We start from the raw sequence: 13909 nt of genomic DNA, 5'->3' as shown, positions 1-13909 counted from the left end.
GGACCGGCTAGGGGGCGGCCGAAGGCACGATCGAGGTGGCGCCCGCGCCCAGGCCGTACTGGCCGACCTTGTTCTGCACCAGCCGCTCGATGGTGACCAGCGCGGTGATGACCTGCCCCTGCGCGGTGTTCACACTGTCCACGGTGGAGATCCTGGTCACCAGGGCCGGGTCGTTGCGGATACCGGCGACCAGGTTGCCGTCACCCGCGTTGTCACCGGCGACGACCAGCATCCGCGGGGCCTTGCTGAACACGTCGGCCATGGTCAACGCATACCGGCTCTTCTTGTCCGCGTCCTTGTCGGTGGCCGGCACGCCGGCGACCAGCACGATCGCCTCGGCGCCACCGGTCGCGCCCTCCTCGGCGGTGAGGTAGCCGGGCTGGGTGAACGCGGACAGCACCGCCGTCACGTCCTCGGCGGTGGGGCTGCTCGGCGTGCTCTGCAGCAGGGCGAGGGCGAGCAGCGCGCTGGCCGTCTCGACGCCGTCGCTGTTGCGGGGCAGGCCGGTCACCGAGATGCTCGGCTGGGACAGCTGGTCGACCAGGAACAGCAGGTCGTTGACCGTGCCGGGGTCGAAGAACTTGTCCTCCATCCGCACCCGGGCGGTGACCGTCGCCCCGGCCACGGTCAGCATCTTGACGACGCCCGCGGTGTGCTCCTCGGTGCCCGGCAGCGCCACCACGGCGACCTTGCGGCCGGTCAGCTTGCCGCTGAGCAGGCCCGGCGCGATCTGGGTGGCGAACTCCTGGTTGCGGTTGACCGCCTCGTTGAGCTGGTTGACCTGCTCCCGGCGGACGTTGTTGTCCTTGTTGAGCGCCTCCAGGTTGTTACGGAGGTTCTCCGAGACCGGGCCGTTGAGCGCCGCGGTGCCGACCACCAGGCCGATCGCCAGCGCGAGGAAGACCGCGGTGAGCGACACCACGTGGTACCGGAAGTTGATCACAACGCCCTCAGAAGAGATTGCCGAGCTGGAAGAGCAGATTGTCCCACCACTCGGACACGACGGTGAGGTACGCCTTCCCCACCGTGGACACCGCGACCGCCGACGCCATCGCCGCGATCGCCGACAGCACCAGCAGCAGCACCGCCGACCCGGAGATGCTCTGCCGGTAGAGCCGGCTCACACCTTTCGCGTCGACCAGCTTGCCACCGACCTTGAGCCGGGTGAGGAACGTCGACGCCATGCCGCCGCGCCCCTTGTCGAGGAACTCGACCAGGTTGGCATGCGTGCCGACGGCCACGATCAGGGACGCGCCCTTCTCGTCGGCGAGCAGCATCGCCAGGTCCTCACTGGTCGCCGCGGCCGGGAAGGTCAGCGCGTCGACGCCCAGATTCTCCACCCGCTTGAGCCCGGGAGCACGGCCGTCCGGATAGGCGTGCACGACGATCTCGGCGCCGCAGCGCAGCACGTCGTCGGTGACCGAGTCCATGTCACCGATGATCATGTCAGGCGTGTAGCCGTTCTCCACCAGCGCGTCGGCGCCGCCGTCGACCCCGATCAGGACCGGTTTGTACTCCCGGATGTACGGCCGGAGGACCTCGAGATCCTCCTTGTAGTCGTAGCCACGCACCACGATCAGCACGTGCCGCCCGCCGATCCGGGTCTGCACATCCGGCACGCCGACGCCGTCGAGCAGCAGGTCACGCTCTTGTTTCAGATAGTCCATGGTGTTCGCGGCGAACGCCTCGAGCTGCACCGACAGACCCTCGCGGGCGTCGGCCATCGACTTGGCGACGGTCTCCGCGTCCTGCCGGACCCCGGTGGCGACCGGCTCGCCGTCGAGCAGCACCACGCCGCCCTCGATGCTGACCGTCTGACCCTCGCGCAGCCCGGCGAACACGTCCTCGCCGAGGTCGTCGACGAGGATCACCCCGCCCTGGATCAGCACCTCGGGCCCCAGATTGGGATACCGCCCGGAGATCGACGGCTTCGCGTTGAGCACCGCCATCACCCCCGACGCGACGAGCGAGTCGGCGGCGACCCGGTCCAGGTCGACGTGATCGATCACGGCGATCTCGCCGGGCCGCAGCCGGCCGGTCAGGCGCTTGGTCCGCCGATCCAGCCGGGCCACGCCGGAGACCGGACCGGGGTCGACGCTCCTGGTCCGGCGGAGGGTGGGAATGGGAAGTCGCATCCCGGCCATCCTGACATGCCCCTGCACCCGGGGCCCCCGCGACATGCGCCAGCTCACCTTTATCAGACGCGTTTCTCCCGTGCGGCCACGGAGAGTAGCTCCTCGGCATGCGCAATGCCGAGGTCGGAATCGGGCAGACCAGCTAGCATCCGGGACAATTCGCGGGCTCGTTCGGTTTCTTCCACAATGCGCACACCACTCGTGGTGATCGCCCCACCGGTGTCTTTCGCCACCACCAGGTGACGATCGGCGAAGGCCGCGACCTGCGGCAGATGCGTCACGACCAGCACCTGATGAGTCCGTGCGAGCCGCGCCAGCCGCCGCCCGATCTCCACCGCCGCCGTCCCGCCGACACCCGAGTCGACCTCGTCGAAGACCAGCGTCGGCGGCCCACCGGCGCCGGCGAACACCACCTCGATGGCCAGCATCACCCGGGAGAGCTCACCACCGGACGCGCCCTTCTGCAGGGGCAGAGCGGGCGCCCCCGGATGGGCGTGCAGCCGCATCTCCACCTCGTCGGCCCCGTCCGGCCCGGCGGCCAGCGCCTCACCGTCCACCGTCACCGCCGGCTCGTCCCGCGACGGCGCGCGGGTGAGCACCGCCACCTCGACCCGCGAATGCGGCATCGCCAACCCGGCCAGCTCCACGCTGACCGCCTCGGAGAACCGCCCGGCCGCCTCGCGCCGCGCCGCGGTCAGCCGCCCGGCCAGCTCGCCGACCGTCGCCTCGAGCCGCTGCCGCTCCTTGTCCAGCTCCTCGAGCAGCTCGTCGGACGAGTCGAGCTGGCTCAGCTTGGTCCGCGCGTTCTCCGCCCAGGCGATCACACCGTCGACGTCGTCGGCGTACTTACGGGTCAGGGCCCGCAGCGCGGCCCGCCGCTCGTAGATCGCCTCCAGCCGGGCCGGATCGGCGTCGAGCGAGCTCAGGTAGGCCGACAGCTCCGACGCCACGTCACCCACCAGGGTGGCGGCCTCCTCGATGCGCGCCGCCAGATCGCCGAGCGACGAGTCGACCGCCGACTGGCCCTCCAGGGTCCGCCGGGCCAGGCCGAGCAGCTGGGTCGCGTCGGGCGTCTCGTCGGTGACCTCCACGCCACCGGCCAGCGCCTGCGCCGCCAGGGTGGCCGCGACCCGCAGCCCCTCGGCGTGCTCCAGCCGCTGCACCTCGTTACGCAGATCGTCGTCCTCACCGGGCTGCGGATCGACCCGGGTGATCTCGTCGAGGCCGAGCTTGAGCAGATCGGCCTCCTGCGAGCGCTGCCGCGCGTTGCGCCGCCGATCGGCCAGATCCTCCACGACGGCCCGCCACCGGCCGAACGCCTCCTTGTAGGAGTCGATCAGCTTCTCGTGCTCCGGGCCGGCGAACCGGTCGAGCGCGGACCGCTGCTCCGACGGGCGCAGCAGGCGCAGCTGGTCGGACTGGCCGTGCACGGCCAGCACCTGCTCGCCCAGCTCGCTCAGCGTCGACACCGGCATGCTGCGGCCACCGACGTGCGCCCGGGACCGGCCCTCGGCCGTCACCGTGCGGCTGAGCAGGATCGAGCCGTCGTCGTCGGCCTCGCCGCCGGCGTCGGTGATCCGGGTCCGCACCGCGTCGCCGAGCGTGCCGCGCAGCTTGAGCCGGCCCTCGACCACGGCCCGGCCCGGGTCGGCCCGGACCCGGCCGGCGTCGGCCCGGCCACCGAAGAGTAGTCCGAGACCGGTCACCACCATCGTCTTACCGGCGCCGGTCTCGCCGGTGATCACATTCATTCCCGACGTGAGCCGCAGCGTCGTGTCGTCGATGACGCCGAGCCCGGTGATGCGCAGTTCCTCCAGCACAGCCAGACAGTATCGGGAGCCCCCGACAATTGCCCAACGGCCTTGGTCTGATCAGCGTCGATTCCCGCGCCAGCCGACGACCGGCAGACCGAACTTCGCCACCAACGTGTCGGTGAACGGCCGCGGCGCCAGCCGGACCAGCCGGACCGGGAGCCGGCCCCGTTCGACCGTCACCTGCGAGCCGGGCGGCAGGTCCCAGGTCCGGCGACCGTCGCAGCACAACACCGCAAAGGACGTGTACGGGTCGACCGTCAGCACGAAAGTCGACGTCGGCGCGGTCACCAGCGGCTTCGAGAACAGCGCGTGGGCACTGATCGGCACCAGCAGCAGCGCCTCCACCTCGGGCCAGACGACCGGGCCGCCGGCCGAGAACGCGTACGCCGTCGACCCCGTCGGTGTGGCGCACACCACACCGTCGCAGCCGTAGCGGGACAGTGGCCGCCCGTCCACATCCACCATCAGCTCGAGCATCTGGGCCCGCTGGCCCTTCTCCACGGTCACCTCGTTGAGCGCCCACGACTCGGCGATCAGGCGGCCGTCGTACTCCGCCCGCACGTCCAGCGTCAGCCGCTCGTCGACGGTGTAGTCACCGCTCACCACCTCGGCGACCGCGTGGTCGATGTGGTCGATCTCGGTCTCCGCGAGGAACCCGACCTTGCCCAGGTTGATCCCGAGCAGCGGCGCCTTCGCCGGCCGGGCCAGATCGGCGGCCCGCAGGATGGTGCCGTCACCGCCGAGCGCCAGCACGATCTCCACCCCCTCGGCCGCGTCCGGCCCGACCACCGGCTCCACCCCCGGGGGCAGCTCCAGGTCGTCGATCTCCTCGGCGATCACCCGGACCTCGAAACCGGCGGCGATCAGGTCCAGCGCCACCGCGCGGGCGTGCTGCGTACTCTGCCGGCGCCCGGTGTGCGTCACCAGCAGGGCCGAGCGCGTCATTTCTCCTCCAGCAGGGGAACGGGTCCAGCTTCGACGACAGCTTCGATCCTCACCGGATCGGCCGGCGGGGCATCCCGCCGGAACCACACGAAGAACTCCACGTTGCCGCTCGGGCCGGGCAGCGGACTGGCGGTCACATCGGCCACCCCCAGGCCCAGCCCGGCCGCGGCCGACGCCACGTCCAGCACCGCCTCGGCGCGCAGCCGCCAGTCACGGACCACACCACCCGAGCCGACCTTCTCCTTGCCGACCTCGAACTGCGGCTTCACCATCAGCGCCAGATCACCGTCCAGTCCGGTGCACGCCGTCAACGCCGGCAGGACCAGCCGCAACGAGATGAACGACAGATCCGCGACGGTCAGGTCGACCGGGCCACCGATCGACTCGGCGGTGATCGACCGGACGTTGGTGCGCTCCTGCACCACCACCCGGTCGTCGTTGCGGATCGGCCAGGCCAGCTGGCCGTACCCCACATCCACCGCCACCACCTGCCGGGCCCCGGCGCGCAGCAGCACGTCGGTGAACCCGCCGGTGGAGGCGCCCGCGTCCAGGCAGCGGCGCCCGGCGACGGCCAGCCCGCCGGGCCGGAACGCCGCCAGCGCGCCGGCCAGCTTGTGGCCGCCCCGCGACACGTACTCGTCCTTCGGGTCGTCCCCGGTCACCACGATCGGGTCGGCCGGGTCGACCATCGCGGCGACCTTCAGCGCGGCGGTGCCGCGCACCTGCACACGACCGGCCGCGACGAGCGCGGCGGCCTGCTCCCGGGAGCGGGCGAGCTTGCGTCGGACGAGCTCGGCGTCGAGACGCGCACGGCGGGCCATCACGTTCCTTTATTTTGTACGGTCGTTCAGCGGTCGATGCCGGCCAGGGTTTCCTGGAGCACCTGATGCGCGGCCTCGAACTCGGCGATCTGCTCGGCCGGGGCCAACCGCGCGGCGTTGGCGAGCGACCGTAGCACCGCGTCCACGGCCGGGTGACCGGTGTCCTCCCCGCCGGGAGAGGACACCGCCGGCGGAAGACCACCCGGAGGCGGCCCGGGACGCGGGCCGGGCTGGGGATACGTCACGACCTCAGGCCTCCGAGCTCTCGGTCCGGCTGACCGTCTCCGACGCCGGCGTCGACTGCGCCGGCACCTGCGCCGCCTTTCGCGGGTTCGCAGCCTTGCGCGGCCCGGCATCCTTACGCGGCGAGGCAGCCTTCCGGCCGGTGCCCTTCTGCGGCTCGGCGGCCGTGGCCGCACCACTCCGGCGAGGCGTCGCCTGCCCGGCCACGGCCTTCTTCGCCGGCGCCTTCTCCGCAACGGCCTTCCTGGCCGGAGCCCGCTTGGCCACCGCCTTCTCGACCGGCGCGACAGCAGCCGCCACCGGCTCGACGAAGACCGGCGCGACAGCAGCCGGCGTCTCGACCGGCACCACGACCGGCGCGGCCTCCGGCGTCTCCACAGCCGCGACGGCCGGCGTCCCGGCAACCTCGGCGGCCGGCCCGGCAGCCTTCCGCGGCGCCCTCTTGACCGGCGCACTCTCGGCCGGACCACTCCCGGCCAACGTCCGCTTGGCGGGTGCCCGCTTGACGGGCGCGCTCTTGGCCGGGGCGCTCTTGACCGGGGCGTCCTTGACCGGCGCACCCTTGACCGGCGCACTCTTGACCGGGGCGCCCTTGACCGGCGCGCCCTTGACCGGCGCGCCCTTGACCGGGGCGCTCTTGGCAGGAGCCGCAGCCCGCTTTCCGGGTGCCCGCTTGACCGGCGCAGCAGAGGCCACCGGGGCCGCATCCGGGACGACAGGAGCAGCCGCCGGAGCGGAAGCCGCGTTGGCCGGCACCGCCGCCCGCTCCGTCCCCGCCGCCGGCATGGCGTTCGGCTTGGCCTTCACCGCTTTCTTGGCCACCGCTTTCTTGACCGGCCGGGCCACCGGCGCCACCGGCGCATCCGGTACCGGCGCATCCGGCACCTCGGAGTCAACGCTCCCGGGCGCGCCGGCCCGGGCCTGCCGCAACTGCCGCTCCAGGTGATGCACCTTGGCCGTGAGGTCGGACACCTCCTCGGCGGTGGCCAACCCCACCCGTCCGAGTGCCCGGTCCACCTCGTAGCGCACGATGTTGGTCAGCGCCTCACGATTGGCGATACCCGCCGACAGCAGGTCCTCCACCAGGCCCTGCACCTGCGCCGCCGTGGCGCCACCTCGGTTGAGCAGCTCCCCGGCGACCTGTTGCGCCTTCTTCCGGGGTGCCTCCGTCAAGCCGAGTGCCAGGTCCAGATAAGCCCGCCATGCGTCCGGCATGTCTCGCCTCCTCTCGCCGCGTCGGGTGCCACGCTACCGGGCACCTCCGGGAAACTCCTGGGGTACCGTGCCGGTGTCGTGAGGGAGGATGGTCCTATGGCCACCTTGGACGAGTGCCGCCGAGCACTGCACGACCTCGCCGCCCGGTTGGAGACCAACGCCGAGGCCCGCGGAAAACTCGACCTGGATCGCACGCTCGCCTGCCGCCTGACCGACCTGGGCGCCGCGTTCCACGGGCGGATCACCGGCGGCCGCCTCGTCGACATCACCGACGGCGACGACCCGAAGGCGAAGATCGCCCTGGTCACCACGAGCGACGAGCTGCTCGACCTGGTGGCCGGCAAGCTGGAGCTGTCCCGGATGGTCACCGCCATCCGGGCGAACCCGTTCGACCTGCTCAAGCTCCGTAAGCTCCTCTAGAACGACCGGACCGGTTGCGCCCGGGGATACGGGCGCAACCGGCGGGTCAGTTCAAAGATCAGCGGTCGGTCGTCGCGGAGAGTGTCTCCAGGCCGGCGAGCACCTGATCGGCCGCGGCCGTCGCCGCGGACAGCTGGGTGGTCACCTCGGCCAGCACGGCCGCCTGTTCCTCCACCGAGGACGCGATGTTGAGCTGCAGCTCGTGGATGTCGTCGACGGCCCCGGTGGTCGAGGCGAAGGTGTGCGCCACGTCACCGGTCTCCGCCACGATCGCGGTGATCACCTGGTTGACCTTCTCCACCGAGACGGCCGTCTCCCGGGCCAGGTCCTTGACCTCGCCGGCGACGACAGCGAAGCCCTTGCCCAGCTCACCGGCGCGGGCCGCCTCGATGGTGGCGTTCAGGGCGAGCAGGTTCGTCTGCTCGGCCAGCGACGCGATGATCGCGTTCACGTCGGCGATCTCCCCGACCGACTTCTCCAGCTGCCGTACCTTCTGCCCGGCCGACGCGGCCGCGTCCTTGCCGGTGGAGGCGGTCCCGGCGGCCTGCGCGGACCGTTCCGCGATGTCGCGCACCGATGCGGTGAGCGCCGCCAGCTCCCGGTCGACGGCGGCGACCGCGGTGATCGCGGTGTGTGCCTCGCCGCTGATCTGGGCGACCTCGGCGGTGATCCGGCGGGCCTGCGCGGCCGCCTCCTCGGACCGCAGGCGCAGCTCCTCGGCGGCCCGTTCCTGGGCTTCGTGCTCGGCCCGTTCGACCTCGCGGCGGGCGTCCTCGGCCTCCTGGGCGAGCACCTCGTTCTCGCGTTCGGCCTGTTCGGCGAAGTGCCAGAAGACCACGATGCCGGCCACCTCGAGGGTGAGGAGCCCGGCGTGCACGGCGACCATGCCGAGGGCCGGGCCGATGCCCATGTGATGTTCGCCGAACACCCGTTCCGGTGCCACCAGCCCGAGCACACCGTGGTGCACGACGACCACGACGATCGCCGACACCAGCGGCGCCCACTGCTGGTACAGCGCCACGAAGATCAGCACCGCGTACAGGTGGATGTGGGTGGCCATCTCCCCGCCGGTGATCTCGATCGCCACGAGCGTGCACGCGATCAGCCCGACGCTGACATGGCTGGCCCGCGCCTTGCGATTGGTCGCGGGCACGAGCCCCGCCAGCGCGGCCCAGACGGCGACACCCGCGGTGAAGCCGACCGCCTCCCACGCCGTCCGCGGCCCGAGGATGCCGATGATCAGGAAGACCGGCACATGGAACCACAGCAGCCGGCTCACGATCCGGTGCCGGGCCTGCCAGGACGCGTCGGACAGCCGGGCGCCGCGGGGCAATGTCAGTGAGCTCACATTCCCCTCATCGACCGTGAACGGCCCCGCTTGACCCGCACGGGCAAAACACGTAAGGCAGGCCCGTTCCGCCACGAACGGTGCCACGATGGAGGCAGGGAACCCATCGGCCGGCGGCCGTGCCGGCCCCGATCAGGGAGGGACCATGTTCCGTACCCGTCCCGGCCTCCCGCGCTTCGACGCCACGCTGACCAGTGCCGACGTCCACGAGCGCGCCGAACAGGTCGCCGTGCCCGACTTCGACTGGATGTCCACCCCCATCCTCGCCTTCGTCGACGCCCTCCTGCACATCGACATGAACGCGCCGCTGCCCCCGCGACGCCACCACTTCGCGCCGCCGGCCGCCATCCCGCACCCGGCCGGCGCCCCCACGACCCCGCCGATCGACGCGGCCGCCCACAGCGCCGGTCATTTCCTGGCCGACCTGACCCGGATCCACCGCTGACCCCTTCCGCGACGAAGGCGACACTCCCGCCCGCCATCGCGCTCCCGGTGGTTCGCCTTTCCCAACCCCGCGGTGGTACGCCGTCGGCCGCCCCCAACCGCACCACACCTCCCCTGCCTGTCCCCGCGACGTCCGCCGGCCTCCGGACCGCAGCGCGCCCGCCGGGCCGGCTGCCCACTCACCGGCCACGACGCCCCGCCGACCACCGGCACCGACAGCAGACGGCCCCGGTCACCGCCCCCGATCGGAGGCGGCGGCCGGGGCCGTCGTTGCCGGTAGTACGGTCCCGGAGCAGCCCGAAGGCCGTCACCGGAACCCGAGAAGGTTCGTGCCCGCCGACGCTCAGGTGGCCTCGGGAAGATTCCAGGACTTCACAAGCTCACGGGCTTCATCGGAGCCCCCGGTGATGGCGCTGGTCGCAACACCGGTCCAGGTGGCCGAGCAGAGCAGCCGCAGAGCGTCGACCGGAGAGCCGGAGCCGTCCAGCGTCACCCGGTCCGCGTCCCGGGTCAGCCGCCACCCACCGAGCTCGGTCCAGGGGACCTCGTCCCCCGAAACGCCCAGCCCCGCCCCTACCTCCGAGACCGGCACGCGCGCCCCATCACCGGAACCCGACTCCACCCCCGAAACCGGCAGACGCGCCCCATCACCGGAACCCGACTCCACACCCGAAACCGGCAGACGCGCCCCATCACCGGAACCCGACTCCACACCCGAGACCGGCAGACGCGCCGCATCGCCAGGGCGTGCCTCATCTCCGACGGCCGGGAGGCGTGATTCGCCGGCCGGGCGGAACAGCGCCGACAGGTCGGCCGCCACGTAGGTGGGGCGACGGTCCGCGGGGGCGGCCAGCAGGTCGGCCGGTCCGCTGACACCGGTCAGGACCAGCAGACTGTCCATGCCGGCGGTCACCGCGCCCTGGATGTCGGTGTCCAGCCGGTCGCCGACGGCCAGCGGACGCTGCGCCCGCGACTGGGCGGCCGCCGTCCGGAACAGGCCCGGCTGCGGCTTGCCGACGACCACGTCCGGATCCCGGCCGAGGGCCGTGCGCAGCACCGCGACGAGCGAGCCGTTGCCGGGCAGCGGGCCACGGGGGCTGGGCAGGGTGCGGTCGGTGTTCGTCGCGTACCAGGCCGCGCCGGCCCGGACCGCGAGCGTCGCCTCGGCCAGGATCTTCCAGCCGACCTCCGGACCGTACCCCTGAACCACCGCGACCGGCTCGTCCTCCGCCGTGCCGACCGGGGTGAGGCCCGCGTCGCGGACCTCGGCGCGCAGCGCCTCCGCACCGACCACCAGAACCGGCGCACCGGCCGGCAGCCGTTCCGCGAGCAGCGCCGCCGCGGCGCCGGCCGAGGTCAGCACCTCGGCCGGCTCCGCGTTCACACCCATGCCGGTCAGCAACGCCGCCACGTCCGCCGCCCGCCGGGACGCGTTGTTCGTGGCGAACGCGATCGGCGTGGCGCCGGAGCGCAGCCGGTCGATCGCCCCGGCCGCGCCCGGGATCGGCTTGTCGATCAGGAAGACGACGCCGTCCAGGTCGAAGACGACCAAGTCGTAGCCGCCGGCAAGGTGGTCGCTCACGCCTTCGGCTTCTCCTCGGCGTCAGCCTTGTCGTCGCCGTCCTTGTCGGCCGGCTCGGTCACGGCGTCGTCCCCGGCGTCATTGCCGGCTGGCTTCTCCAGGGAGTCGCTGACCGCCGGCGCGCCCTTCTCGTCCTCGTCACCGAGACCGTCGGTGTTCACATCGGTGTCCGCGACGTCCACCGACTCGTCGTCACCGTCGACGCCGTCCTCGTCCTCGTCCTCGAAGTCGTCTTCGTCGTCGTACTCTTCCTCGTCGTCATCGAGGTCGCCATCCCGGTCGTCCCGGTCGTCGGACTCACGGTCGCCGTCCGACGAGTCACGGCCGGTCGCGGACGCCTCGGCGCCCTCCTCCTCGTCCTCGTCGGCGTCGTCACCCTCGATGGTGACGCCGTCGAGTTCGAGCAGCCGCTCAGCGGCGTCGGTGACCTGCTCCTCGTCGACCGCGGCGGTCCGGGCGAACCACTCCCGGGCCTCCTCACGACGGCCGGCCGCGAGCAGAGCGTCGGCGTAGGCGTACCGCAGGCGGGCCGCCCACTCGGCGTCGTCGTCACCGGTCAGTTCCTTGACCTGCAGCATCGCCACGGCGGCGTCGTGCTGGCCCAGGTCACCGCGGGCGCCGGCGGCCACGATCAGCAGCTCGATCGCGCCGGCCTTCTCCAGGTTGGCCACGTCGGCGCCACGGAACAGGTCGATCGCCCGCTCCGGACGGCCGAGTGCCCGCTCGCAGTCGGCCAGCTCGGCCAGGTGCGTCTGCCGGCCGGTCATCCGGTGGTAGGTGCGCAGCTCGGCGATCGCGGTCGTCCAGTCCCCGGCCGCGTACGCAGCCAGGCCGACGGCCTCCCGCACCACGGCGATCCGCGACGCGAGACGACGGGCCGCGATGGCGTGGTTGAGTGCCAGCTCGGAGTCCTCGTCGATGATCTGACCGGCCGCCACCAGGTGCCGCGCGACCTTGTCGGCGACGTCCCGCGCCAGGCTCAGCAGCTCGGCGCGAACCTCCTGGTCGAGGTCGTTCGCGGTGATCTCCTCGGGGATCTCCGGAGCCTCGAACGCGGGCTTGCCGGCCTCGTCCTGCGGCCGCGCGTCCCGGTCCCGGTCCTGCCGGAACCCGCCACGGTCGTCCCGGTCGCCCCGGAACCCGCCACGGTCGCCACCACCCTGGTACCCACCACGGTCGCCGCCCTGGTAGCCGCCACGATCGCCGCCACCCTGGTAGCCGCCACGGTCACGGTCACCGCCACGGAACCCACCGCGGTCGCCACCGCCCTGGTAACCACCACGGTCACGGTCACCGCCACGGAACCCGCCGCCGGAGCCACCGCCCTGGTAGCCGCCACGGTCGCGGTCGCCACCGCGGAACCCGCCACGGTCCCCACCGGGCCGGTCGCTGCGCTGCGGACGGTCACCATACGGCCGGTCCTGACGGGGACGGTCGCCGAAGGACCGGTCCCGGTCCCCACGGAAGCCACCACCCTGCGGACGGTCGCCACCACGCGAGTCGCCACCACGGAATCCACCGCGGTCGCCACCGCCCTGGTAACCACCACGGTCACGGTCACCACCGCGGAACCCGCCCCGATCGCCGCCCTGGAAGCTCTCCCGGGGGCCACTGCGGTCACGGTCACCGCCACGGAACCCGCCGCCGGAGCCGCCACCCTGGTAACCACCACGGTCACGGTCGCCACCGCGGAATCCACCGCGGTCGCCACCCTGCGAGCCGCCACGGAAGCCGCCGCCGGAGCCACCACCCTGGTAGCCGCCACGGTCACGGTCGCCACCGCGGAACCCGCCGCGGTCGCCACCGCCCTGGTAGCCCGGACGGTCCCCACCACGCGAGTCGCCACCACGGAACCCTCCGCGGTCGCCACCGCCCTGGTAACCACCACGGTCACGGTCACCGCCACGGAACCCGCCGCCGGAGCCGCCACCCTGATAGCCGCCACGGTCACGGTCGCCACCGCGGAATCCACCACGGTCGCCACCACCCTGCGAGCCCGCACGGAACCCGCCACGGTCGCCACCACCCTGGTAACCACCACGGTCACGGTCACCACCACGGAACCCACCGCGGTCACCGCCACCCTGCGAGCCGCCACGGAACCCGCCACGGTCACCACCGCCCTGGTAACCACCACGGTCACGGTCACCGCCGCGGAACCCGCCACGGTCACCACCGCCCTGGTAGCCGCCACGGTCACGGTCGCCACCACGGAACCCGCCGCGGTCGCCACCACCCTGCGAGCCGCCACGGAAGCCGCCGCCGGAGCCGCCACCCTGGTAGCCGCCACGGTCACGGTCCCCACCGCGGAACCCGCCGCGCTCGACGCCACGGTCGCGGTCACCACCACGGAACCCGCCCCGGTCGTCGCTGCGGAAGCCACCGCCCGAGGGACGGTCGCCACCACGGAAGCCGCCCCGGTCGCCGCCACCCTGGTAGCCGCCACGGTCACGGTCACCACCACGGAAACCGCCCCGGTCGCCGCCACGGTCACGGTCGCCACCCCGGAACTCCCGGCGGTCGCCACCGCCCTGGTAACCACCTCGGGAGCCGCCGCGGTCGCCGCCACGGAAGCCACCCCGGTCGCCGCCGCGGTCACCGCCCTGGTAGCCGCCGCGGTCGCCGTCGCGTCCGCCTCCGGAACGACGGTCGTCGTCGCGGTTGTTGGAGCCGCCGTCCTGCGGTCCTGTACTCACGGATCATTCCTTCCAGTACGGCGGCGGACTACCTAGGACCCGAGTGGCCCTGCTCCGACACACGCTGTTCTCGACACACAAAGTTACTAGGGGATCTGCCCATAAACGCAGTCGAGGGCCGACCCCGAAGTGGGGCGGCCCTCGACCGATCACGTTGAGTCCGGCGGCGTCCTACTCTCCCACACCCTCCCGAGTGCAGTACCATCGGCGCTGGAGGGCTTAGCTACCGGGTTCGGAATGTAACCG

At 72.5% G+C, this 13909-nt stretch carries 12 protein-coding genes, 1 rRNA gene and 3 pseudogenes; 4 read left to right on the top strand and 12 right to left on the bottom strand.

The features are described from left to right. Positions 1 to 7: 7 nt before the first annotated feature. From BM290_RS21240 to BM290_RS21215, 6 genes are read right to left on the bottom strand one after another with little or no spacing between them, the layout of a single operon-like run. On the bottom strand, positions 8 to 943 hold the full coding sequence (locus BM290_RS21240; protein WP_093616741.1) for a copper transporter: 936 nt from the start codon (positions 941 to 943) through the stop codon (positions 8 to 10). Positions 944 to 950: 7 nt separating this feature from the next. Then, entirely contained in the window at positions 951 to 2144 is a 1194-nt protein-coding gene (gene steA, locus BM290_RS21235) for a putative cytokinetic ring protein SteA (RefSeq protein WP_177319857.1), read from the bottom strand. 53 nt (positions 2145 to 2197) lie between these two features. Continuing rightward, the gene (gene recN, locus BM290_RS21230) at positions 2198 to 3955 is read right to left on the bottom strand and encodes a DNA repair protein RecN (RefSeq protein ID WP_093616739.1); all 1758 of its coding nucleotides are present in this window, start codon (positions 3953 to 3955) and stop codon (positions 2198 to 2200) included. 51 nt (positions 3956 to 4006) lie between these two features. After that, positions 4007 to 4894: an NAD kinase gene (locus tag BM290_RS21225; RefSeq protein ID WP_093616737.1), complete on the bottom strand. Its 888-nt coding sequence runs from the start codon at positions 4892 to 4894 to the stop codon at positions 4007 to 4009. Continuing rightward, on the bottom strand, positions 4891 to 5715 hold the full coding sequence (locus BM290_RS21220) for a TlyA family RNA methyltransferase (RefSeq protein ID WP_093616735.1): 825 nt from the start codon (positions 5713 to 5715) through the stop codon (positions 4891 to 4893). Before BM290_RS21220 ends, BM290_RS21225 begins: the two co-directional genes overlap by 4 nt. Before the next feature lie 26 nt (positions 5716 to 5741). Next, positions 5742 to 5960, bottom strand: coding sequence for a hypothetical protein (locus tag BM290_RS21215; RefSeq protein ID WP_093616733.1), 219 nt, complete (start codon positions 5958 to 5960; stop codon positions 5742 to 5744). Between the two features lie 140 nt (positions 5961 to 6100). On the opposite strand from BM290_RS21215, the pseudogene BM290_RS51100 reads away from it, so the two are divergent. After that, a pseudogene (locus BM290_RS51100) lies at positions 6101 to 6493 on the top strand (hypothetical protein); the annotation flags it as partial. Between the two features lie 182 nt (positions 6494 to 6675). On the opposite strand, the pseudogene BM290_RS49930 reads toward BM290_RS51100, so the two are convergent. Continuing rightward, a pseudogene (locus BM290_RS49930) lies at positions 6676 to 7173 on the bottom strand (phasin family protein); the annotation flags it as partial. A 96-nt stretch (positions 7174 to 7269) separates the two neighbouring features. Between BM290_RS49930 and BM290_RS21200 the strand changes: the two are divergent. Further along, entirely contained in the window at positions 7270 to 7593 is a 324-nt protein-coding gene (locus BM290_RS21200; protein WP_093616731.1) for a sterol-binding protein, read from the top strand. A 58-nt stretch (positions 7594 to 7651) separates the two neighbouring features. Here BM290_RS21200 and BM290_RS21195 read toward each other — a convergent pair whose 3' ends face one another. Next, positions 7652 to 8941 carry a methyl-accepting chemotaxis protein gene (locus BM290_RS21195; protein WP_093616729.1) on the bottom strand — a complete coding sequence of 430 codons (1290 nt, stop codon included), beginning with the start codon at positions 8939 to 8941 and terminating at the stop codon, positions 7652 to 7654. A gap of 145 nt (positions 8942 to 9086) precedes the next feature. Between BM290_RS21195 and BM290_RS21190 the strand changes: the two genes are divergently transcribed. Beyond that, the gene (locus tag BM290_RS21190) at positions 9087 to 9386 is read left to right on the top strand and encodes a hypothetical protein (RefSeq protein ID WP_093616727.1); all 300 of its coding nucleotides are present in this window, start codon (positions 9087 to 9089) and stop codon (positions 9384 to 9386) included. Positions 9387 to 9728: 342 nt separating this feature from the next. Here BM290_RS21190 and BM290_RS50715 read toward each other — a convergent pair whose 3' ends face one another. The 3 genes and pseudogenes from BM290_RS50715 to BM290_RS21180 all read right to left on the bottom strand — a co-directional run bounded on the left by BM290_RS50715 (position 9729) and on the right by BM290_RS21180 (position 11905). Beyond that, positions 9729 to 9977, bottom strand: coding sequence for a hypothetical protein (locus tag BM290_RS50715; protein WP_280522847.1), 249 nt, complete (start codon positions 9975 to 9977; stop codon positions 9729 to 9731). A gap of 174 nt (positions 9978 to 10151) precedes the next feature. Beyond that, positions 10152 to 10967, bottom strand: a pseudogene (locus BM290_RS49920) (HAD-IIA family hydrolase); the annotation flags it as partial. Then, positions 10964 to 11905 carry a Replicase polyprotein 1ab gene (locus tag BM290_RS21180; protein WP_093616725.1) on the bottom strand — a complete coding sequence of 314 codons (942 nt, stop codon included), beginning with the start codon at positions 11903 to 11905 and terminating at the stop codon, positions 10964 to 10966. The pseudogene BM290_RS49920 and the gene BM290_RS21180, both read right to left, overlap by 4 nt. On the opposite strand from BM290_RS21180, the gene BM290_RS48485 reads away from it, so the two are divergent. After that, positions 11855 to 13699: a hypothetical protein gene (locus tag BM290_RS48485; RefSeq protein WP_177319821.1), complete on the top strand. Its 1845-nt coding sequence runs from the start codon at positions 11855 to 11857 to the stop codon at positions 13697 to 13699. The two genes, BM290_RS21180 and BM290_RS48485, sit on opposite strands and share 51 nt — an antisense overlap. A gap of 122 nt (positions 13700 to 13821) precedes the next feature. Here BM290_RS48485 and rrf read toward each other — a convergent pair. After that, positions 13822 to 13909 (bottom strand): 5S ribosomal RNA (gene rrf, locus BM290_RS21170); the annotation flags it as partial.

It is taken from the genome of Actinoplanes philippinensis (genome assembly GCF_900113015.1).
Lineage (GTDB): Bacteria > Actinomycetota > Actinomycetes > Mycobacteriales > Micromonosporaceae > Actinoplanes > Actinoplanes philippinensis.
Note: the sequence above shows the minus strand (reverse complement) of the source record. Positions and strands in the feature narration are given on the sequence as shown.